A 20,922-nucleotide genomic window follows, 5' to 3' on the forward strand; every position below is an offset into this window, starting at 1 on the left:
CCGCACTCGTTCCAAAGGAGCTCTGCCATGCGCGCGACACGTACGCTTCGACCCCGCCTATCTCGCGGCTTCACGCTGCTCGAAATGCTTGCCGTCATCGTCCTGATCGGCATCATCGGCGCCATTGTCGTCACCCAGGTCGGCAAGAACGTCGACAAGGGCAAGTACGGCGCGGGCAAGGCACAGCTGGTCACGCTGGGCCAGAAGGTTGAAAACTACGCGCTCGACAATGGCTCGCCTCCGCACGACCTCGGTGACCTCGTGGCCAAGCCGGCCGATGCGCAGAACTGGCAGGGCCCTTACGCGAAGGAATCCGACCTGAAGGATCCGTGGGGCCACGCCTTCGGTTATCGCTACCCGGGCGAACACGGCAGCTTCGACCTCGTGTTCTATGGTCAGGACGGAAAAGCCGGCGGAGACGGCTATTCCGCCGACGCCGGTAACTGGCAGTAAGCGATCCCTGACGGCCATGCGTACACGCGGATTCACGCTGTTCGAGATGCTGGCCGTGATCCTGTTGATCGGGATCGCAGCGGCGGCGGTCTCGATCCCGGTGACCCAGGGACTCGCAAGCGCGCGAGTGAATGCGGCCAGCGGTGAGCTCGCAGCCGCGCTGCGCTGGACTCGCTCGCAATCGATCGTGAAGGGCGAAAGCCTGGCGCTTGAGGTGGATACCTCGGCATCGACGTATAGGCCGCCGGGCAAGTCGCTGGTCGCCCTGCCCAAGGACATGCGCGTCTCGATCACCAGTGCTCGCGAGGACCAGGCGAACGCGACGACCGGACGCATCCGCTTCTTTCCCGATGGCAGTTCCACCGGGGGACGAGTCACGCTGACGCGCGGGCAACGCGAATGGCACGTCAACGTTGCATGGCTCACCGGTGCGGTCAGCGTGGTGGATTCGAAGTGAGGTTGCCTGCCCGCCAGCGCGGTTTCAGCCTGCTCGAAATCATCGCCGCCATCGCCATCCTGGCGATCGCCTTCGCTGCGCTGATGCAGGTCGCGGGTAGTTCGATGAGCCTCACCGCGCGCGCGAACGAACGCACGCAGGCGGCCCTACGTGCGCGTACGTTGCTCGACGGCGCTTATGTCATGGAACCGCTGCGCGAAGGCGACAGTGACGGCCGCTTCGACGACACGTATCGCTGGCATATGAACGTCTCCCGGTACGTGACCCCCGATATGAAACCCACAGCGGACGGCGTGCCCGCGAGTCGGGTGTACCGGCTGGATCTTGATGTGACCTGGGGCGTGGCCGACAACGAACGTCACGCACGGTTCTCCACGCTGCGTATGGGCAGCGCGAATCCGGATGCTTCGCCATGAGGCGTGAGAACGGCTTCAGCCTGATGGAGGTTCTCGCCGCGCTGGCGTTGCTGACTATCGTGCTGCTTGGTGTTTATTCCGGCATCAGCACGGCGTCGCGCATTGTCCGCAGCGGCGATCAGGCTATCGAGCGAATGGACGATATCCGCTCGGCACAGAATTTCCTTCGCGGTGAACTGGCGCAGGCGCTGGCCATTCCCTTCGACGAGACGGACGACGGCGACCCCATCGTATTCTCCGGCACATCGCGCACGTTGCGTTACGTTGCGCCGATGCCGGGTTACCTGTCGAAACTCGGCCCGCAATTGCAGACGATCTCGCTGGTCGATGACGGACGCCAGAGCTATCGGCTCGAAGTGACGCTCGCCATGCTTCCCCCGGATGGGGGTGCGCCGCAGCCGATCGGTGAGCCTGAGGTGCTCCTTCGCGGCATCCGCAAAGGTTCGATTTCCTATCGCGGCATGGACGACCAGAATCGCCCCGGCGACTGGCAGGAAAGCTGGGACGACGGTCGACGTACGCCGTCGCTGGTGCGGATCGAACTGGATGTGGCCGGAAACGTCGTGTTTCCCACGCTGGTGGCCCCGATTCGCATCGATCCATCCGCGTCGCGTAACGGTCTTTCATTAACGCGCGGCACGCGCGGACCGGTGATCCGATGAACCGTGATCGCAGCCGCGGCGTGGCGCTACTCATCGTGCTGTGGGGCTGCACCCTGCTGGCGATCATGCTGGGAGGATTCGCTGCCATGGCACGCACCGAAGGCCTGCAGGCGCGTTACCAGTTCGCTCAGACGCGCGCCCACTACGCCGCCGAAGCCGGCATGGTGCGCGCCATCGAAGGCTTGCAGTCGACCGACCCCGACACCCGCTGGATCGCCGATGGGCGACCGTATGTCTTCGCGTTCGACGACGCCAAGGTCACCCTCACCGTCGTCGACGAAGACGGCAAGGTGGACCTCAATGCTGCTTCCGACCAGGTGCTGACTGGCCTGTTCAAGGCCGCCGGTGCCAGCGACGACAAGGCGAAGAGCCTCTCCGCCGCTATCCAGGACTGGCGCCGTCCGGGTGACGCTGCCTCGCCGAATGGTGCGAAGAAGCCCCAGTACGACGCCGCGGGCCTGGGCTATGGGCCGCGCAACGGTCCCTTCGCGACAGTTGAGGAGGCGCGGATGGTGCTCGGCATGGACCCGGCGCTCTGGACCGCGGTTGCTCCCGTGCTGACCATCTGGTCCGGCCGTGAGCGACCCAATACGGAGCACGCCCAGCCGCTCGCCCTTGCTGCTATTCCCGGGCTGGGAGAAGCGGGCGCGCAAGCTATCCTTGCCAGCCGCGGGCAGGCCAATGGCGCGTCGGTCGGTGGCGGTAACGGTGTCACGCACACGATACGTGCAGAAGCCATCCTTGACGATGGGACTCGCAGTTTCCTTACATCGACCATCCGACTGCGTGGGATAAGATCCGGTAACCAGCCCTACGCGATCCTGCGTTGGCGCGAAGGAGATGTTGAATGAGCGCTTTGCAGGACGCCTCCCAGCTACAGCTCGACCGCCTGCGCCGTGCCTGGCGCGGCAGTGCGCTGCCGGGCTTTCTGCGCTGGTGGGCTGGCGAGTTGTCGACGCTGCTCCCTGTACGCGTGCGCCAGGCCTTCGCCGGTGGCCAACGTTGGTACGTCCTCGAACGCGGTGACTCCGTGTGGCAGCTTCGCCGCGCAGGAGAAAGTCTTTCCATCGCGGACGCCCGCGACACCGACACAGTCGATCACCGCGCCGCGCTCCTGGCTCGCGCGCTGGATGAGTGCGACCCCGCGGATCGCCGTATCGCCTTGCTGATGCCTGCCGCCCAGGTGCTACGGCGTCGCCTGGTCCTTCCGGTGGCGGCGCGCGACAACCTGCGCCAGGTCGTAGGCTACGACATCGATCGACAGACGCCCTTCCGGGCGGAGGATATCCACTTCGGTGTACGTGAACTGGGTGATGGCGGTCCCGAAGGGCGCTTCGTGGCCGAGCTCGCAGCAACACCACGAGCCTCCCTGGATCCCCTTCTCGACGAACTCACTGCGCTACGGGTCGCACCCGACCGGGTCGACGTGGCGCAAGGCCACGGACTGGCCGGCGTCGACCTGCTCCCGCCGGCACGTGCGCCGCGGCGAGTGGACCGTCGCCGCCGATTGAACCTGGCCCTCATGGCGGTCATCGTGCTGTTCCTGTTCGGCGCCATGGCCACCTGGTTGCACAACCGCAACGTCGCGCTCGAAACGATGCGCGCCGACGTCGACGCCATGCAGTCCGACGCGCAGCGCGTGAAGGCCCTGCGTCAGCGGCTTATGGACAGCGCCGGCGCCTCGGGTTTTCTCGTTCGTCGCAAGAGCGAGTCGCCGTCCATCCTGCCCGTTCTGGACGAACTGACGCACCGCCTGCCGGACGACACCTGGCTCGAGCGTTTTACGCTCAACGCCAACGGTCAGATCGGCTTTCAAGGACAGAGTCCGCAGGCCGCTCGCCTCATCGACGCCCTGAAGGGGGCGCGTAGCATTGGCGAGCCCAGTTTCCAGGGCACCATCCAGACCGATCCCACGTCGGGCAAGGAACGCTTCTATATGCAGGCCAAGGCGATCATGCCGAAGCCCGGGGCCGTCGCACCCGTGGCAACTGCGGCAGCGGCAGCGCCAGCAACCGTACCGGCACCGGCATCGACGAAAGCCGCGGCGCCGACCCCGCCCGCCAAGGAGGACGCCCGTGCGCATGAAGCCCGCTGAATCCCGTATCGCTGCGATACTGCTTCTGGTGGTCGCCGTGGCTATCGGCTATTTCGTGCTGATTCACTGGTGGTTCGTGGCGCCGCAGATGGTCATCGCTGCCGATATGGACGATCTGCGCGATACCCAGCGCCGCTATGCCGCCGCAATTGCCGAGCGGCCTCAACTTGAGAAGCGTCTCGCGACGCTCGAGCAGGGCCAGACGCGCAGCGACGCCTTCCTCGCCGGAGACGATACAAACGCTGCCGCCGCCGGCCTCATGCAGCGCATCGTCGATGTCGCGGCGGCGCACAAGGAAGACGGTGCTTGCGATGTCGTGCAGAAAATGCCGGTACCTAGTCAGGAAAAAGCCGGCGATCCGTATCGCAAGGTCACGGTGAACATCAGCCTGCGCTGCCAGGTTCAGCCGATGACTGCCGTACTCCACGATATCGAGGAAGAAACGCCCTACCTCTTTATCGAAGACTTCAGTATCTATCGCAATCCGGTCGCAGCGCGATCGGGCGTGGCCGCGCCGATGGAAGTTCAGTTCACCGTATCCGGATACATCCACGCCGCGCGCGTGGCAAAGGCGGCAACATGAACGCCGCCGGTCAACGACGCCTGACGCCGGTGCTGGCGATCTTCGCAGTGGCCCTGGGCTGCATCACGGTGGCTTTTGCCACGGGCATCGGCCAGGGCGTGCGCTGGGACGATCCGGCCGCGCCGGAAGCACTGCCGCCGCTGCGTGCCGCCGCCATGCCGCCGACGTCACCGCTGAACCGCTATGCCGAGGTATGGCAACGCCCGTTGTTCATGGCTGACCGCAAGCCGGCAGCCGTGGCCGACGCGGACGATTCATCAAGCAACATCGGCGATCTCGAACTCACCGGAATCATCATGACTTCGGGCTTGCGCATGGCCCTGCTGCGTGATCGCGGCAAGGACATGACCGTGCGCGTCAAGGAGGGCTCCCCGCTTGCCGATGGTCACTGGACACTCGCGTCGCTAACGCCTCGCAGCGCCATCTTTGACAACGGCGGCGAACATCGCGAGCTGACCTTGAAGGTCGCCGCGCCCGAAGCGCTCACTAAGGATGCAGCAAGGCCGGGTGCCGGTCAGGTGCCGGGGCAGCCCGGCCAGCCTGCACGAGCCCCGACCCAGACAGGCAACGGCGTGCATGTGGAACAGGTCTCCGGCATGACAGGCCCCGCCCTGCCACATCCTGCAACTACCCAGGCGCGGGATGCGCCGCCGCGCCCGGACGACTCGACGTTGCAGCAGGCCAGGATCGAAGCCCTGAAACAAGCCGTGCAGAAGCGCCGCATGGAGCAACAACAACAACGGCAGCAAGCGCAGGATTCGCAGTAACGGGCGCATGAGGCGCCCACCAAGGAAGGAAGCACATCATGAAGCGACTCACACTCGGCATGGCCGTCGCAGCGGCCTTGCTCGCGACGGGCTGTGCCCCGAACACGAAGCGATCCGTCTACGGCGACATTCAGCGTGAAGCTCTCGCTGGCATCGACGACCCCGTACCTGCCGCGCTACCGTTGGCGCCGACCGTCGAGGGCCACGCTTCGACGGTCGAACGCGCCCAGGGGCACCGAGAAATCACGCACGGGAGTGGGCGGTTCATTCATCCCCGCGCCTTGAAAAAACCGCGCGAGACCGCGGTCGGGGAGGGTGCGGTCACACTTAATTTCGAAGACCAGCCGGTCGAGGCAGTGGTGAAGGCGATCCTCGGCGATCTTCTCGACGTGAACTATTCGCTGGCACCGGGCGTACGCGGCTCGGTGTCGTTTTCAACGTCCAAACCGATAAAGCGCGACGACGCGCTGCCCATTCTTGAAAACCTGCTTTCTTGGACGGGGAACGCGCTCATCCGCGAACACGGGCGTTATACCGTCGTGCCGACGTCGCGCGCTATTGCGGGCAAGCTCGCACCCAGTCTCGGTGCGAGCGCACCTCACGACGGGCTCAGTGCGCGCTTGTTTCCCCTGCGCTTCGTTGCCGCTCCGGAGATGGTCAAACTGCTTACGCCGTTCACCGCGACCGATGCCATCCTGCTTGCCGATCCTTCCCGCAATATCCTTGTCGTCGCCGGTACGCGCGATGAACTGGACAACGTGGCGCAGACGATCGATACCTTCGACGTCGACTGGGTAAGCGGCATGTCGGTGGGCGTGTTCGCACTGAACAATGCCAACGTTGCCGAACTCATGCCGGCGTTGGACTCGGTGTTCGGCAAGAACAGCGGTGCGCCTGTCGCAGGTCTCATCCGCTTCATTCCGATCGAGCGTACTAATGCGATCGTCGTCATCTCGACACAGGCGACGCACATCGAACAGGTCGGCGAATGGATCGACCGTATCGATCGCGGTGGGGGCAATGAGCCGCGTCTTTTCGTGTACGACGTTCGCAATCTTCTGGCATCGGATGTGGCCCGTTATGTAGGCAACATTTTCGGCGGTGCCGTCAGTGGCGATTCACCGGGGGCGCACGTCGCTCCCGGCCTGACCGGAATATCGCTCGACTCGCCCATGGCCGAAGGCGAACACGGGAGCGTCGGCGCAAACGGATTTGTCGACACCAATGCAGGCGATAGCGATCCCACGTTCTTTGCAGCGCCGGTATCGGCTGCAGCATCGTCCGGTGACAGCCGATCTGGTATCCGCATCACGGCCGTCGACGCGAACAACCAGTTGATGATCCACGCGCGTCCCTCGCAGTGGGCGGATATCCGCCAGGCCATCGAGCGGCTCGATGCCATTCCGCTCCAGGTGCAGATCGAAACGCGCATTCTGGAAGTGGTCCTCCGTGACAACTTTCGCTTTGGCGTGCAGTGGTACCTCGAAGGCCTGGCCGGTGGCAACGGCGCGGTCGCCCAACCGGGCAATAAACAGCAATGGGCTCTTGGAAGCGCACCCACCAGCGCCCTCAACCCCGACACGCTTTTCTATTCCTTCGTCAACAAGAACGTCCAGGTGGCTTTGCGCGCGCTGGAAACCAATGGCAACACGACCACGCTCTCGGCGCCGTCCCTCGTGGTCGTCAATAACCGCAAGGCGCGTATCCAGGTAGGCGACCAGATTCCCGTCACCCAGACCTTCGTCAATCCTGTCGAGGGCAGCGGTAAGGAAGTGGGCCAGGTGACGTACAAGGACACGGGCGTGATTCTGGAAGTGCGTCCACGTGTCAATCCGGGTGGGCTGGTTTACCTCGATGTTACGCAGGAGGTCAGCCGTGCCGACGACGCGACCCCCGGACAGAACGCGGCGATCGCCAAGCGCAAGCTGGAAACCCAGGTGGCTGTTCGTAGCGGGCAAACCGTGCTTCTGGGAGGGCTCATCAGGCAGCGCGACAGTCGCGGCAGGGCCGGCGTTCCTGTTCTTTCCCGCATTCCATTGCTCGGCGCCCTGTTCCGCAGCCGCAGCGAGGACCTCATGCGAACCGAACTGATCGTCCTGATCACGCCCAGGGTCATCACCAACGGTGAAGATGCGCGCCGACTCAGCGACGACTACCGCAAACGCTTCCGTTCCCTGCAGCCGCTCGAGGCGACGGCGCCCAAGGGTGGAGCGACGCCCGCACCCACCGGGAGTGACATCGCCGGGTAAAAGAAGGGCGCTGCCGCGCCGGCTTGCGTAACATAGCCGGCGCATGACTCCCGTCTTTCCGATTACCCCACTCCTGCCGGACATCGTCGCGTCCCTGGCGGAACGCCCGCGCCTCGTCCTTGAAGCGCCTCCGGGCGCAGGCAAGACGACCCAGGTCCCGCTCGCCCTGCTCGACGCGACATGGATGGGGGGCGGTCGCATCATCGTGCTCGAGCCGCGTCGTATCGCGGCGCGAGCCGCCGCCGCGTTCATGGCGGCGCAGCTTGGCGAACAGGTCGGTGAGACGGTCGGTTATCGCATTCGCTTCGAATCCCGCGTGGGCCCGCGTACCCGCATCGAGGTCGTCACCGAAGGCATCCTCGGCCGCATGATTCAGGACGATCCGGGTCTCGAGGGTGTCGATGCGATCGTGTTCGACGAGTTCCACGAGCGGCATCTTGCCGGTGACCTGGGTGCGGCGCTCGCCCTGGATGTCCAGGCTAGCCTGCGCCCGGAGCTGCGTTTGCTGGTCATGTCGGCAACGCTGGACGGCGAGCGCATCGCCCGCTGGCTCGATGCGCCGCGCCTGAGCAGTCCTGGCCGGAGCTTTCCGGTGGCGATTGTGCATCCGCCCGCCAGACCGCAGGAGACCGTCGAACAACATCTCACGCGTACGGTGCTGCAGGCGCTGCGCGAAAACCCAGGCGATGTGCTCGCTTTCCTGCCGGGGCGGCGTGAGATAGAGCGTGCACGCGGCATGCTCGAAAAACACGACGCGCTGGAAGTGGTGGCGTTGCACGGCGAGCTTTCCCTTGCCGAGCAGCAACTCGCGCTAGCCCCCGCCGATCCCGGCGTGCGCCGCGTCGTGCTCGCCACCAACGTCGCGGAATCCAGCGTGACCCTGCCGGGCATCCGTGCCGTGGTCGATGTCGGCCTCGCGCGCGAGCCGCGTTTCGATCCCCAGTCGGGCTTCACTCGGCTGGAAACGGTCGCGATTTCTCAGGCCTCGGCAGACCAGCGCGCGGGTCGCGCCGGACGCGTTGCCGAGGGAACCGCCTATCGCCTCTGGCCACAGAGTCGCCGCCTCGAACCTGCACGCACGGCGGAGATCGAGCAGGCCGAACTTTCCGGCCTGGCGCTCGAGCTGGCGGGTTGGGGCAGCGATGACCTGCCTTGGCTGGATGCGCCTCCGGCGGGTGCCATGAGTCAGGCGCGCGACCTTCTGCGACGCCTCGGTGCTCTCGATGCTTCATCTGCCATCACCCGCCTCGGACGCGACATGCTGGTACTTGGTGCCGCTCCACGTCTGGCGGCAGCAGCGCTGCGAGCACCGCCGGAGCGTCGGGCGCTGGTTGCCGATCTGCTGGCGTTGACTGAAGCGCGGTCGCCGCTGCGCGGAGAACAAGGGCGGACCGACGACTTCCGGCAACGCGTCGCCGCGCTACATCTCTGGCGTGACGCCGGGCCCCGCGGTGCGCGTGCCGGCTCGGCCGACGTCGGCGCGCTCGCGGCAATCGAGAAGGCTTCGTCTGGCTGGCGCCGACGGCTCAATCTGCGTTCCACAGCCAGCGGCGTGCCCGATTCGCATGCGGTCGGCGACCTGCTCGTGCATGCCTTTCCGGATCGGGTCGCTCGTCGCGACGAGGGCCAGCCGATGCGCTACCAGCTCGCGAACGGTCGCGGTGCGCGCTTGCACGAATCGAGCGCCTTGCTCGGTGAGCCCTGGCTGGTGATCCTGGACCTTCGCCTCGACGCCCGGGATAGCCTGGTATTCGCAGCAGCCCCGTTCGACCCCGACGTGCTCGAGCGCGATCACGCGGACCGCTTCGTAACGGAACGGGTGTTGCGTTGGGATGACGAGCGGCAGATCGCCGAAGCCTTCGAAGAGCGACGCTTCGATACCTTGATCATGTCACGCAAGGCCATACCGGTCACCGGCAACGATGCCATGCCGGCCCTGTTTGCAGCTATTCGCGCACGTGGCATCGCCAGCCTGCCGTGGAGCGACAATGCACGGCGCCTCCGTGCACGCATCGGCGCGCTGCACGCGTGGCGCCCGGAGCTGAACCTGCCGGACGTGGCCGACGTGACGCTGTTGATGTCCATGGAGACATGGCTGTCGCCCTATCTCTCCGGCAAACGTCGTCTTGAAGCCTTGCAGCCGGCGGAGTTGTCCGAAGCGTTGTCGGCCATGCTCGACTATGAGCAGCGACGCGCTCTCGATGCGCACGCGCCGGAAGAGTTGAAGGTACCCAGCGGCATGACACGTCGCCTGGAGTACGGTACGCGTGACGATGACGCGGGCGCACCGCCGGTGCTCGCCGTGAAGCTGCAGGAACTCTTCGGGCTCGCCGATACGCCACGCGTCGGCGATGGTCGTGTCGCCGTCATGCTGCACCTCCTGTCGCCTGCCGGAAGACCGATCCAGGTTACCCAGGACCTGGCCGGCTTCTGGAACCGGACGTATCCGGAAGTGAAGAAGGAGCTCAAGGGCCGCTATCCGCGACACCCGTGGCCCGACGATCCGTGGACGGCCGCGGCGACGCACCGCGCAAAGCCCCGTGGGACCTGACACGTTGTCGGGGTCGTCGCCGCTACCGGGATAGCTGAGATCGCGTTGAACTACTTCGCCCACAGCATCGATCGGACAAGGAGTCCCTGGCATGCCGTCGACGAATGTTCCCCGACAGCGCAACGCTTCGTACATACGATGCCTCACCTGGCTTACGTGCGCCTGGTGCACGGCAGCGACGGCCGAGGAATCCGCACCGTTTGCACGGTTTCCTCACCCGCCGGCGGGTGACTTCATCGGCGAGTTGATCAGCGAACGAACGTGGCGAACGACACCCTCGGCATCGCCGCTTCACGACGATGCCGACGTGGAACGCCTTTCGCTGGTCGATCCGGCAAACCTCTATACCGACCTCGCGCCTCTCACGGAAGCGACCATGGACGGAACATGGCGCTCCGCCTGGGCGTTGCTCGCCTACCAGGGTTTCCACATGCCGCTGCTACAGACCCAGACCAGCTTTCGCTGGGATCTCGGCCTGACGCGCGCGCGCCCCGGCATCGAGATGCCCGCGCTGCATAGCGCTCCCGAACTGGGCAAGCCCTGGGTGGCCGCGAACCTCGTGAAGGCCGGCATCGACCGCGACCTGTTCGTGCAGGCGCGTTTGGTCGCCGGTCCGGGCAACGGGCTGATTGCTGCGAATCTGGCAGTCTCCGCCCAACTGCTGCGCGAGAAAATCGAGGCGGCAACGACCGCGGGCGATACATACACCGGACTCTGGTCGGCGCCGCTGGACCGCATCGTGGCGGCGCGTGCAGCGTTTTCGGTAACCGACGTCGAGACCTCGTACCTGATGCGGCTATTGGAGAACGAGCTCTCGACGCGACGCACTCCCTCTATCTCCGTGTACGGTCGTCGGCACTTGCCTACGGCGATTCGTGTGGCTCGCGCAGCGGCCGCTTACCGCTCGGAAACCTACTCGCAGCCCTTCCCGTGCTCGGACAACGGCGCGTTCGTGCCAGGCGTGGCAGCGACGAGCCTGACGGACACGACGGGAACCTTCTGCTTCGCGGACATGATCGATCGTCGTGTGCTCCGTTGGTACGCCACGGCGTTGCGTGACGAGCTGGCGGCTATGCGCGAGGATCCCGAGGTAATGGCGTCGGGTGCCGGCGCCCTGGTCGACGCTGTCGCACGCCTGCGGCCGGCGTGGGTGGGCGCGTTCGTCGACACCGCCGACGACCCATCGCTCGGCACCGACGTCATCGCCGCCACTGCGACTCGCGAGCTGGTTTGGCAAGGGCGCGTCAGACCGGCCGCGCTGGCCGCGCTGGAAGAGCTTGCCGTCGACCGGATGTGCCGCGGGGGTGCGCAATGACATCCGCGACGCTTTGTCGTCTCGCCTGCGTCGGCCTCGTCATGTCGTACGGACTCATCGGCATGCCTGCCTCCGCAACGGTCATCGGCACGCGTGTGCTGGATACCGACCCCCAGGGTACCGCCGTCGACGCGCTGCTGGACGGCTTTCGATTTCATGCCGACGGGTTGTCCGCGCGCTACATCGATCGGGCGAACCAGGGCCTGGCTCCGGCGACCCAGCGAACCTGGCAAGCGTTCGAGAACCGCATGACCGGCTCCACCTTCGTTACGCTGCTTTATACGTACCAGGGTCTGGACGGGGTGTCGCTCCAGCGAACCTACTACGCCATGTCAGGCAGTCGCGGTTCGTTGGACAGTGGGCCGGAGTCCTTCCTGACGGCCGACCTCGCCGAGTGGCTCGATCCCTGGCCTGGCGTGGTCATGGCAACGGCGCAGGACGACGCAAAAACGCGCGTGCCCTGGCAGATGCCTACCATTCGACCGGAGGCGCCGTGGGACCTTCAGGACGCCGAGATGAAGGTGGCTCGCACCCTCGAAAAAGACCTGAGCGACCGAACGGTCGAGAAGGGCGGCGTCGCGGTGGTCTTCATCAGTGGCCCGTTGTGCCTCGCCTGCAGCCAGGCCCTGAATAACCTGGCCAATGCCTGGGAGGTGAGCCTGGTGGCGAACGAAAATCTCGCGAGCGGTTCGCAGACCAACCAGCTCTTCCGCGCCAGACAGGCGGCGTACCTGGCGACAGTTCGCAACTCACTCATCGGTCGCGAACGCTTTCGTCCGGCCCATGTACCGCCAGCGCGGGGCCTTGCCCCCGCCATGTGCGCGGTGGGCCGGCCGGTGGTAGCTTTCCCCCTCGCGATCAGGCCCGCGACGCACAGCGTGTTGGTGACTCTCATACGTGCCTATGCGCGTCACGACGGCGACGCTTCGTACGTTCTTTCCAGCAATGATGCGAGCTACGAGCGATGGGTGCTGGTTGATCCGTCGTCTCCGTATTCAGCGCGGGCCGAGCGAGACCTGTCACCTATCAATGACGCTGAGCGCCTCGCCATCCAGCTGCTCGCCATCGACGGCCACCCGCCCACCCAGCGAGAACTCAGCCAGCGAATACATCGGGAACTGGGTTTTACCAAAAGCCGGCCGTGGACCGATGTCGCCGACGTGCACGGCGCGCCGACCAACGCCTACCGGGGCGCTCCCAGTCGTACCAAAGCCGGCGTGAGTGACGACATCGCGACCGGGGTGCGCGTGATGGTCGGCAAGGAGTATCCGGCGATCGGAGCGTTGTACGCCGTGGCGGCGCAGCTGCTCCGGGAGAAACTGAGTGGTACCTCAGTGGCCGAGCAACGGCGGAGCGGGTTGCGAGGTGAGGTGCTGAACGGCCTGGATGCGACGACGAGCGGCTGGCAACCCTCGGAATTCGATCGCCAGTATCTGGCCATCCTGATCGACGGTGCCATGCGCGACTGGGACATTGGTGCGCCACACGACCCCTTGTTGCCCCGGTTGCCGGTGCCGTTGCGCATTGCGCGCATGGCCGCTGCTTATCGCGACCAGCAGCCTTTCGATGTCGACCCGTGCCTGAGTGTCAGGGATCACAACCCCGCGACTGCGGGCAAGGGCCGCGGCGACCCGCTTCCCCTTTGCTTCAACGACGCGACGGATCGTGCGGTCTATGCATGGTTCGTAACCGAGCTTCGCCACGAGATGGCGCATACGCGTCCTACCGAAGTAGGCGATCCGCATCGGGAGAGGATCGCGGGTCCGTTCCGCTACACCCAGTTCGGTGAGTACACGCCAGGCCGCGCATCGCTGGATGCGGCGGTGCGCATGGAGGTCGTCGAAATGAAGATCGTCAATCGATTGGTCGCCGAGGGTGAGCTGTCTTATGAAGCGTCGCTACCGGTGATCCGTCGGGCGGCGACGTTACTGCAACCGAAAAGGAACTAGGTATGCGCCCGACTTTCATCACGGTAGCCGCGCAGTTGGTTCTTGCCATCGTGCTTTGCTTCGCGAGCGCCGACACGTCGGGGTTGGGCAGGAAGAAGGCCCCGCCTCAACCGACGCCCACCCCGGCAGATCTCCCCGATCCATCACCGGGGACGGTCGTCGAGCTCGGCTACACGGACGACGTCGAGGGCACGATGACCGAGCGCCTCGGGTTCATCATCAACGTCTACGCACACGGCATGCAGGGTTACATTGCCGATGCCATCCGAGATCCCCACGTCGCAGTGAGCGAAGCATCGATGGAACGATTTCGGGCGCAACTGATGAGGGCGACCTTCGCGTTCTTCGAATACAGCTGGTACGTCGGTGACGTTCGCCACACCCGCATCTACGTGTCGCGATCGAGTCACGACTTCGAGCGCTTGATCCCGCCTGGTGTGACGGATCTGGTCGCCCCTGGAACCACCGAGGCGGACTACCTGCCGAATGTCAGCGTGTTTCGTTTCGCGCGAGCAACCCTTGCGGTTCCCGGATCGGCGGTGCTGCCGAGCCACGACCCGAGGGCCAACCGGGAAAACGACGCCGAGCTGAAGATCCTGCAGACCTTGAAGAACGATATACGCATGCATCCGGAGATGGCGGGCGGTGACCTGCTCGGTTTTGTCAGCCAGAAGCCCTGCGTGTCATGCAGTCCGGCCCTGCGCCGCTTCGCGAGCGAAACCAGTGCGACCGTCCGCGTCAACTACGTGGACGGCGAAAACGCCGACGGTCGCAGGACACCGCTCTTCCTGGCACTGCGGCAGATAAGGGAAATCGCATCGACGCTACTGGTCAGCTACTTCACGCACACGCCGTGAGGATCAGCCCAGCGGTCGAACGCGGAAGTTCCTGCCTTTGATCTTGCCTGCGCGCAGACGCTCGAGAGCCCGGTTTGCAAGATCCCTACGGATGGCCACGTACGCGCGCGTGGCGAAGACGTCGATCTTGCCGATGTCTTTGGCCTCCAGGCCAGCGTCACCCGTGAGTGCACCGAGGATATCGCCCGGGCGCAGCTTATCCTGACGGCCAGCATCGATCACCAGCGTCTTCATGGCGGCGAGGTTGAGCACCTTGCGACCGTCACCGACGGGCTTGGCGGGATAGCGAAGCATCGGGCCGCCGAGACGTTCCTCGATGGCGGTGATCTTCGGTTTCTCGCGCGAGCCCACCAGCGTGATGGCCAGGCCCCTGGCGCCGGCGCGACCCGTGCGACCCACGCGATGGGTGTGAGTGTCGGCATCGTGCGCGACGTCGTAACTGATCACCAGCGGCAGGTCGATGATGTCCAGACCGCGCGCCGCAACGTCGGTGGCGACGAGGATGTTGCAGCTGCGATTGGCAAAACGAACCAGTACCTCGTCACGGTCGCGTTGCTCGAGATCGCCATGCAGGGCGAGTGGCGAGAATCCGCGGCGGTCGAGCTCGGCGGCAAGCGTTTCGGTGTCCTTTCGCATATTGCAGAAGACGAGCGTCGCCTCCGGTTTCTCGTGCGTGAGGATGCGCGAAAGTACATCCGGTTTGTTAGCCGGTTCCACTTCGATCATGCGCTGCTCGATGGTGTTCTCATCGTGCTTTTCTTCGACCGTGACGGTGACCGGGTCACGCTGGACGCGGCCGCTGACGGCACGGATCGCATCGGGATAGGTTGCCGAGAACAGCAGCGTCTGGTGATGCTTCGAGATGCGCTTGACGATGTCGTCGATCGCTTCCTCGAAACCCATGTCGAGCATGCGATCGGCTTCGTCGAGGACCAGCACCTTGATGCCACCACCGTGCAGACTCTCGCGCTTGAGGTGTTCCTGTACCCGCCCCGGCGTGCCGACCACGATGTGCGGATCGTGTTCCAGCGAAGCGAGCTGCGGGCCGAGTGGCATGCCGCCACACAGCGTCAACAGCTTCACGTTGGGGAGGTTGACGGCCAGGCGGCGGATCGCCTTGCTCACCTGATCGGCGAGTTCGCGGGTAGGGCACAACACCAGGGCCTGCAGGCGAATCTGCGTGAGGTCGAGTTGTTGCAGCAGGCCCAGGCCGAATGCCGCCGTCTTGCCACTGCCCGTCTTGGCCTGGGCGATCACGTCGCGACCTTCGAGGATGGGGGGCAGGCTTTCCCGCTGGATCGGTGTCATCTCCGCATAGCCGAGGGACTCCACGGCGGCGAGGAGGGCGGGGGAAAGCGTGGTTTTGGCAAAGGCATTCATACGCCTATGATCGCATGCCCGGTCCTGGGGCGTGTTCCGGGCCTTCAGCAGCCTGGCGTGGCCCGCGAGGCCGGCGGCGGCGATTCTTCGGAAGAGCCCTCGGAAACGCGGGACAGACGGGGTGGATTCAGCCGGAACGACCGTTGGGCCCAAGGTGTTCCCTTGAAGCTCCGTCCCAGGGCACGCGGACTGAGCGACCGCCTGATCTGGCCTTCACGGGCGCCTCGTAGCAGGTCGGTCGCCAGGAGTGGCCGATCGCTGATAGCGTCGACCAGAAGATTACCCCGCAGCCGCGCGCTTCCCGAGGCGATGAGTTCGCTTTGTGCAGCGCGAGGCATCGACGGGAAGACCTGGGTCAGTCGCAGGTCGAGAGCATAGGTGTCGGCAAAGCGCTTCATGGCGTAATCGCAGGAAGTGCATACGATGTCGCTGACACTACCGACGATGCTTCCTCCGCGTGGAAGGCTACCGTTTTTCAGGTCCCGCTCGATCGCCCGCAGCGCCTTGAACTCCGGATCAAAGGCTCGGCCCCGTCCTCCGACGACAAAGGCATCAAGGACAGACTCACTTTCGGCGAGGACCGGCGAGCGCACGTTGACGTCATCGAAGCCGAGGTACAGGCGGCCGTCAGCGACGTCCACCGCAACCTCGTCGACGATCGGCGATGCGAGCGGGGCGAGCTCTTCCTCTGCTTCGGATTCAACGGGGCTGAGGGGCGTTTCGGGCGTGCCCGGACGCGTCGGTCCCTCGAAGATCGACTTCGCCAGCGAACTAAGCGGGCGTCCACCCATGGCATGGTAAATCCGGACATTGGGCACGCCGTTCACCGTGAATCGATATTCCAGCCGGGCGACTGGTGCATCGCGCATCGCCGTTTCGAGGGCTTCCCAGCGAATCGCCCGATAGTCGTCGAGGAATTGCTCGCGGATGAGCCCACGCATGGCATCGACATAGCGCTGGCTGGTCGCTTCAAGGAAGGCCGTGACATTGCCCTCGTCCCGCGTGATGCGCTCCAGCTTCACGACACCGGCTGCGCACGTCGGCGCGACGGCTAATATGAGTATGGAGGCCGACAAAGCGACGATGATCTTGGGGCGCATCGCGGTCACTCCGGAATGGGGCAATACAGAAGGTCGACCCTCTCGGCGGCCATGTCGGCCTCGATCGGAGTGAGCAATTCGGCCGTCACGAGATCGTCCGCCGCGACGGCCTCGATCACCTCCACGAAGGGTGCCAGGTCGAGCAGGGCGAGTACGGCCGCAGCGAATCCCGCCAGTCGTTCCATGCCGCTGTGCTCGTGCTCGGGGGGCCGGGCGATGGCCTGGCGTTCCGCTTCGTCGACGTACCAGCGGTGCACGGCGCGATCGGTCGCCGCGACGAAGCACAAGGCACGCTCGTCGTCACCGCCAGTCCCAGCGTGACCCTCGCGTGGCGTCGTGTCGGGCCGGCACGGAAAGCCACCGACATAGCCTTGCGCATCGCGATAGGCAGCGGCCAAGCGAGCGACGCGAAAGGCAGTCGGTAGGGCGCGCAGGCCGCTCGATGAACGATCGCCCACTTGCCAGTGGATCAGTCGGTGCTGGACGAGTGAGGAAAGGTATTGCATGTCATAGCTGGTGACCTGGTCGAGATGGACCGCTGCCATGACACGGAGAAACACCGTTTCGTCGATACCGAGCATTGCCCGGCGCTCCGGTTCGGTACTGCGCACCTGCTCGCGCAGGATCTGCATAGCCACGGCGAAGGTCGCCGCCCGCGCCGAGTGGCGGAAACCGGTGAGATCCACCATATGCCAGAAAATGTCTGTATCGACGTCTGCTTTGGTCACGCTCGCAGCGACGAAGCTATCCCGGAAGCCAGCACGCACTTTCACGTCAATGCCCGGTCTCGCGCGCGTCAGGCCGAGATCCCAGCCGAGTACGGTCACGGCCGAAGCCGTCGGGATATCTCCCGGCAACCGGGCGAGCATCTCGGGCCAGTCGACATCGTTGGTAAAGTCCGGTTCCGGTACGGTGGCGGAATAGGGCGACGCCGGATCGACGAGCAACTGCGCCAGGAGTTCGCTTTCCGCCGGCGCGAACGCTTCCGCACCGCCAAGACGCGCAACACGCTCCTGCTGGAGGTGCGAGATGACATCCACGCCCACTACGTTCGTTGCCTGGGCACCGTAGCTTCCGATGCCACCGAAGGCGAAGACCAGCCACCGGCAGGGCCTGGCGATGTCACTCGGCACAGACTGCTCTCTCGGCGGTGCGCGCCTCTTCCACATTGATGCCCTCGAGGACCTCGGGTTCCAGCCAGGCCGGATGCTCGGGTGATGTCACGGCCTTGCGCTTGAACTTTTCTTGTGCGTACCTCTTGCGTAACGCCTTCAGTTTCGACGACGCCTCGTTGCTCTCGCGCAGCAACGGATCGCGTGCCGGGGGCGCGCTGGTCTCCGGTTCGACCAGTTGGTAGATCGTTCCGTCGATATTGAAGTTATCGGCGAGTTCCTTCGAAGCGGCGCTACACGATGTACAAACGGCTTTGCTTACGTATCCAACAAGTCTCCCACCCGTTGCGACAGCTTTGTCCGTCACGTCCTTCTCGATCTGCCGGAAGATCTTCAATTCTGCATCCGCTTCGTGCCGTACCCCCTCGACGAGCACTGAGCGGATGTCCGATCCGTCTCCCGAAAGGTTCGGCACGCGCACATCGAGAGCCGTATCGGCCGGGTAATAGACACGCTCGGCGAAATCCTTGGCAATGTCGTCTTCCGTGATTTCGTACGGCCTGGAACCGCCCGATTCGGTGCCGCTCGACCCACCCGACGAACCGGTACCTGGCACGCTCAGATCGATACGACTGAGGACGACCTCCATCGCCGGGCCGCTGCGTGCATGGTAGACGCGCGTCAATGTACGGCCCTCCTTGGCGTACGTGTACTCCACTCGTGCGACGGTGGATGAATGCATGTTCTGCCGGACGCGCGCCCATGCACCGGAGTTCCCGCCTTCGCCGAGGCCCTTGGCGACGATCAGCCGGCGGTAGGCATCCGCAAAGAGCCTCGACTCGTCGTCGAGCATGGCAACGACAGGGTCGCCGGCGGTCGGCTCGATCTCGATGGTTCCCGCATGGGCGAGCGACGCGGACAGGCCGATGACCCATGCGCCAAGACGAAGATAATGGGCGGCGGTGCGGTTCATCATGGGCGGATCCGGCAGGTGAGTTGGTTGGCGCGTTCCCGCGCGAAGGCGGCGTCTTCTTCGGCGATCCGACCTTCAAAGGCGAGTTCTTCGACCACGGCCGCTTCGCCGAACTCGACGAAGGGAGCGAGATCGGTCAGGAGGAGGACGGTGTTGATCCAGAACGACACGCGTGCATCGACGTGGTCAGGCGTCTGGTGGGCCATGCGTACACGGGCGGCCTGGACGCGTATCTCACGGCGATACCACGAATGCACGGCGCGGTCGGTTGCTGCGACGAAGCAGAGAGGGCGGTGATATTCCGTCGCGTCGGCACCGGTCGGAGCACCCGGGAGAGGGCCATTCTTGTGACAGTATCCCGTGGGATTCGTATAAGCGCGTCCATCGGAATACGCCGCTGCGACGCGCGCGACGCGGTATGCGGCGGGCAGTTGCCGATGGCCCTCCGCGTCGACGGTGAAGCTCTGCTGCGACAGCGCAAAACGAAGAAGGCTGGCCAGGTAGTTCAGATCGCTTTCGTCGAGCCTCTCCGGGTACGTCTCGCGGAGGTACCGCGTCAGTACGCCGGGTTTGATGCCGCGAGCCTCATAGGTGTCGGGCGCGTTGTTCCTGATCTGGTCGCGAAGCAGCTGCAGCGCTACCGCGTGGCCCGCAGCGACGGTCGTCAGCGCTGCATTCATATCCCATGCCTTGTAGAAAATGTCGCGGTCGACCCCTGCCTTGATGGCGTTCGCCGCCACTTCGCGCCCGCGATACGCGTTTGTAGCCTTGTCGCTGACGGTGACCTCGATGCCAGGCCGCGCCTTGGTAAGGCCGCCCTGCCATTGCAGCATCTCCAGGGCTGCGGCGTTTGCATCACCCGCGTCGATCGACAGGCTATCGACGAAGTCGAACCACCAGACCTCGTTGGAGATCGGTGGATCGTCGCGAAGATTGCTGTAGGGGGAATCAGGATCCTCAAGGAAGCTGGAGACGAATCCACGCGTGTCGTAGTCGAGCGCGTTTGCCGCGCCGACCGTGGCCGTGCGATGGCGAATGAGTTCGCGGTAGACGTCGATCGTGGAGGCTTCCGCGGCGAACGCGGGAGCGGGGAGCATGGCGGCAAGGCACGCCAGCCGGAGCAGAGACTTCATGTCTGGGGAACATCCTTGTGGGAATCCGGGCGCCGATATGCATCGGCCTGCCTAGGATCCGGCAAGGAACGGTATCGCGCCGTAAGGAATCAGCCCGGCGTCGTCCGGGTCACGGGCTGATTCTGGTGTAGGTGACGTCCTACCGAAACTACCAGCGCGTCCGTTCCGGCAGCAATCCCTGCAGCTCGGCCTCGGTCAGGTTGCGCCACTGTCCGGGCTTCAGGTGCCCCAGCTTCACGTTGATGATCCGAACGCGGCGGAGTTGGGTGACGCGGTAACCGAAGGCGGCGGCCATGAGGCGGATTTGCCGGTTCAGGCCCTGCGTCAGCACGATGGAAAAGCCGAACTTCGCGATCTTGCGCACGCGGCAGGGATCGGTCATCTGGTTGTGGACGCGTACGCCCTTGGCCATGCCACGGATGAATTCGTCGGTCACTGCCTTGTTCACGGCCACGAGGTATTCCTTCTCGTGGCGGTTCTCCGAACGCAGGATCTCGTTGACGATGTCACCATTGCTGGTCAGCAGGATCAGGCCTTCGGAATCCTTGTCTAGCCTGCCGATGGGGAAGATCCGCTGCGGATGGTCGACGAAGTCGACGATGTTGCCGTCGACCGTCTGGTCCGTCGTGCAGGTGATGCCGACCGGCTTGTTCAGTGCGATGTACACGCCGCGGTTCTTCGCCGATTCGGGGGCCATCGTGCGCGCGACGACGATCTCGCCATCCACGCGCACCACGTCGCCCTCGAGCGCTTTCGCGCCCATGCCGACGACTTCCTCGTTGATCGTGACGCGCCCGGCAACGAGTAGCTCGTCCGCCTCGCGTCGCGAGCACAGGCCAGCCTCGCTGATGTACTTGTTTACGCGCATGG

The 20,922-nt window shown here is 64.8% G+C and carries 19 protein-coding genes; 13 read left to right on the forward strand and 6 right to left on the reverse strand.

Annotated elements, in window-relative coordinates; all coding sequences use genetic code 11:
- Positions 1 to 27 precede the first annotated feature (27 nt).
- The 13 genes from gspG (at position 28) to ACVWWJ_RS02755 (ending at position 14,354) form a co-directional block, all read left to right on the forward strand.
- Positions 28 to 453: a type II secretion system major pseudopilin GspG gene (gspG, locus tag ACVWWJ_RS02695; protein ID WP_159891005.1), complete on the forward strand. Its 426-nt coding sequence runs from the start codon at positions 28 to 30 to the stop codon at positions 451 to 453.
- Between the two features lie 16 nt (positions 454 to 469).
- Positions 470 to 910, forward strand: a complete 441-nt coding sequence (locus ACVWWJ_RS02700) for a GspH/FimT family pseudopilin (RefSeq protein WP_456966681.1) — start codon at positions 470 to 472, stop codon at positions 908 to 910.
- Positions 907 to 1,326 carry a prepilin-type N-terminal cleavage/methylation domain-containing protein gene (locus ACVWWJ_RS02705; RefSeq protein WP_456966682.1) on the forward strand — a complete coding sequence of 140 codons (420 nt, stop codon included), beginning with the start codon at positions 907 to 909 and terminating at the stop codon, positions 1,324 to 1,326. Before ACVWWJ_RS02700 ends, ACVWWJ_RS02705 begins: the two co-directional genes overlap by 4 nt.
- A complete protein-coding gene (locus tag ACVWWJ_RS02710) occupies positions 1,323 to 1,988 on the forward strand; it encodes a prepilin-type N-terminal cleavage/methylation domain-containing protein (protein ID WP_456966683.1) in 666 nt (221 codons plus the stop codon). Before ACVWWJ_RS02705 ends, ACVWWJ_RS02710 begins: the two co-directional genes overlap by 4 nt.
- Positions 1,985 to 2,839, forward strand: coding sequence for a type II secretion system protein GspK (locus tag ACVWWJ_RS02715; protein ID WP_159890997.1), 855 nt, complete (start codon positions 1,985 to 1,987; stop codon positions 2,837 to 2,839). The genes ACVWWJ_RS02710 and ACVWWJ_RS02715 overlap by 4 nt, the downstream gene beginning before the upstream one ends.
- Complete coding sequence (locus ACVWWJ_RS02720; protein WP_456966684.1) at positions 2,836 to 4,083, forward strand: PilN domain-containing protein; 1,248 nt, start codon at positions 2,836 to 2,838, stop codon at positions 4,081 to 4,083. Before ACVWWJ_RS02715 ends, ACVWWJ_RS02720 begins: the two co-directional genes overlap by 4 nt.
- Complete coding sequence (gene gspM / locus ACVWWJ_RS02725) at positions 4,070 to 4,666, forward strand: type II secretion system protein GspM (protein ID WP_159891069.1); 597 nt, start codon at positions 4,070 to 4,072, stop codon at positions 4,664 to 4,666. Before ACVWWJ_RS02720 ends, gspM begins: the two co-directional genes overlap by 14 nt.
- Entirely contained in the window at positions 4,663 to 5,433 is a 771-nt protein-coding gene (locus ACVWWJ_RS02730) for a hypothetical protein (RefSeq protein WP_456966685.1), read from the forward strand. The genes gspM and ACVWWJ_RS02730 overlap by 4 nt, the downstream gene beginning before the upstream one ends.
- Before the next feature lie 38 nt (positions 5,434 to 5,471).
- On the forward strand, positions 5,472 to 7,682 hold the full coding sequence (gene gspD, locus ACVWWJ_RS02735) for a type II secretion system secretin GspD (protein ID WP_456966686.1): 2,211 nt from the start codon (positions 5,472 to 5,474) through the stop codon (positions 7,680 to 7,682).
- Positions 7,683 to 7,725: 43 nt separating this feature from the next.
- Complete coding sequence (gene hrpB / locus ACVWWJ_RS02740) at positions 7,726 to 10,233, forward strand: ATP-dependent helicase HrpB (protein WP_456966687.1); 2,508 nt, start codon at positions 7,726 to 7,728, stop codon at positions 10,231 to 10,233.
- A 91-nt stretch (positions 10,234 to 10,324) separates the two neighbouring features.
- Complete coding sequence (locus ACVWWJ_RS02745; RefSeq protein ID WP_456966688.1) at positions 10,325 to 11,548, forward strand: hypothetical protein; 1,224 nt, start codon at positions 10,325 to 10,327, stop codon at positions 11,546 to 11,548.
- On the forward strand, positions 11,545 to 13,497 hold the full coding sequence (locus ACVWWJ_RS02750) for a hypothetical protein (RefSeq protein WP_456966689.1): 1,953 nt from the start codon (positions 11,545 to 11,547) through the stop codon (positions 13,495 to 13,497). The genes ACVWWJ_RS02745 and ACVWWJ_RS02750 overlap by 4 nt, the downstream gene beginning before the upstream one ends.
- A 2-nt stretch (positions 13,498 to 13,499) precedes the next feature.
- Complete coding sequence (locus ACVWWJ_RS02755) at positions 13,500 to 14,354, forward strand: hypothetical protein (protein ID WP_456966690.1); 855 nt, start codon at positions 13,500 to 13,502, stop codon at positions 14,352 to 14,354.
- A 3-nt stretch (positions 14,355 to 14,357) separates the two neighbouring features.
- On the opposite strand, the gene dbpA is transcribed toward ACVWWJ_RS02755, so the two are convergent.
- The 6 genes from dbpA to ACVWWJ_RS02785 all read right to left on the reverse strand — a co-directional run bounded on the left by dbpA (position 14,358) and on the right by ACVWWJ_RS02785 (position 20,920).
- Positions 14,358 to 15,734 (reverse strand): ATP-dependent RNA helicase DbpA, encoded by a 1,377-nt coding sequence (gene dbpA, locus ACVWWJ_RS02760; RefSeq protein WP_159890981.1) that lies wholly within the window; start codon positions 15,732 to 15,734, stop codon positions 14,358 to 14,360.
- A 44-nt stretch (positions 15,735 to 15,778) separates the two neighbouring features.
- Complete coding sequence (locus ACVWWJ_RS02765; RefSeq protein WP_456966691.1) at positions 15,779 to 16,834, reverse strand: hypothetical protein; 1,056 nt, start codon at positions 16,832 to 16,834, stop codon at positions 15,779 to 15,781.
- Between the two features lie 5 nt (positions 16,835 to 16,839).
- Positions 16,840 to 17,967, reverse strand: a complete 1,128-nt coding sequence (locus ACVWWJ_RS02770; RefSeq protein ID WP_456966692.1) for a hypothetical protein — start codon at positions 17,965 to 17,967, stop codon at positions 16,840 to 16,842.
- Entirely contained in the window at positions 17,957 to 18,922 is a 966-nt protein-coding gene (locus ACVWWJ_RS02775; RefSeq protein ID WP_456966693.1) for a hypothetical protein, read from the reverse strand. Before ACVWWJ_RS02775 ends, ACVWWJ_RS02770 begins: the two co-directional genes overlap by 11 nt.
- Complete coding sequence (locus tag ACVWWJ_RS02780; protein WP_456966694.1) at positions 18,919 to 20,052, reverse strand: hypothetical protein; 1,134 nt, start codon at positions 20,050 to 20,052, stop codon at positions 18,919 to 18,921. The genes ACVWWJ_RS02775 and ACVWWJ_RS02780 overlap by 4 nt, the downstream gene beginning before the upstream one ends.
- Positions 20,053 to 20,200: 148 nt before the next feature.
- The gene (locus ACVWWJ_RS02785) at positions 20,201 to 20,920 is read right to left on the reverse strand and encodes a pseudouridine synthase (protein WP_159890971.1); all 720 of its coding nucleotides are present in this window, start codon (positions 20,918 to 20,920) and stop codon (positions 20,201 to 20,203) included.
- Between the last annotated feature and the right edge of the window lie 2 nt (positions 20,921 to 20,922).

Source organism: Luteibacter sp. HA06 (assembly GCF_054061215.1).

Excerpts from the sequence above, each read along its gene's own strand:
- ACVWWJ_RS02715 (WP_159890997.1), top strand. The coding sequence starts at position 1,985 with ATGAACCGTGATCGCAGCCGCGGCGTGGCGCTACTCATCGTGCTGTGG.
- gspG (WP_159891005.1), top strand. The coding sequence starts at position 28 with ATGCGCGCGACACGTACGCTTCGACCCCGCCTATCTCGCGGCTTCACG.
- ACVWWJ_RS02785 (WP_159890971.1), bottom strand. The coding sequence starts at position 20,920 with ATGCGCGTAAACAAGTACATCAGCGAGGCTGGCCTGTGCTCGCGACGC.
- ACVWWJ_RS02700 (WP_456966681.1), top strand. The coding sequence starts at position 470 with ATGCGTACACGCGGATTCACGCTGTTCGAGATGCTGGCCGTGATCCTG.
- dbpA (WP_159890981.1), bottom strand. The coding sequence starts at position 15,734 with ATGAATGCCTTTGCCAAAACCACGCTTTCCCCCGCCCTCCTCGCCGCC.
- hrpB (WP_456966687.1), top strand. The coding sequence starts at position 7,726 with ATGACTCCCGTCTTTCCGATTACCCCACTCCTGCCGGACATCGTCGCG.
- gspM (WP_159891069.1), top strand. The coding sequence starts at position 4,070 with ATGAAGCCCGCTGAATCCCGTATCGCTGCGATACTGCTTCTGGTGGTC.
- ACVWWJ_RS02745 (WP_456966688.1), top strand. The coding sequence starts at position 10,325 with ATGCCGTCGACGAATGTTCCCCGACAGCGCAACGCTTCGTACATACGA.
- gspD (WP_456966686.1), top strand. The coding sequence starts at position 5,472 with ATGAAGCGACTCACACTCGGCATGGCCGTCGCAGCGGCCTTGCTCGCG.
- ACVWWJ_RS02710 (WP_456966683.1), top strand. The coding sequence starts at position 1,323 with ATGAGGCGTGAGAACGGCTTCAGCCTGATGGAGGTTCTCGCCGCGCTG.
- ACVWWJ_RS02765 (WP_456966691.1), bottom strand. The coding sequence starts at position 16,834 with ATGCGCCCCAAGATCATCGTCGCTTTGTCGGCCTCCATACTCATATTA.
- ACVWWJ_RS02730 (WP_456966685.1), top strand. The coding sequence starts at position 4,663 with ATGAACGCCGCCGGTCAACGACGCCTGACGCCGGTGCTGGCGATCTTC.
- ACVWWJ_RS02720 (WP_456966684.1), top strand. The coding sequence starts at position 2,836 with ATGAGCGCTTTGCAGGACGCCTCCCAGCTACAGCTCGACCGCCTGCGC.
- ACVWWJ_RS02775 (WP_456966693.1), bottom strand. The coding sequence starts at position 18,922 with ATGATGAACCGCACCGCCGCCCATTATCTTCGTCTTGGCGCATGGGTC.
- ACVWWJ_RS02780 (WP_456966694.1), bottom strand. The coding sequence starts at position 20,052 with ATGAAGTCTCTGCTCCGGCTGGCGTGCCTTGCCGCCATGCTCCCCGCT.
- ACVWWJ_RS02755 (WP_456966690.1), top strand. The coding sequence starts at position 13,500 with ATGCGCCCGACTTTCATCACGGTAGCCGCGCAGTTGGTTCTTGCCATC.
- ACVWWJ_RS02750 (WP_456966689.1), top strand. The coding sequence starts at position 11,545 with ATGACATCCGCGACGCTTTGTCGTCTCGCCTGCGTCGGCCTCGTCATG.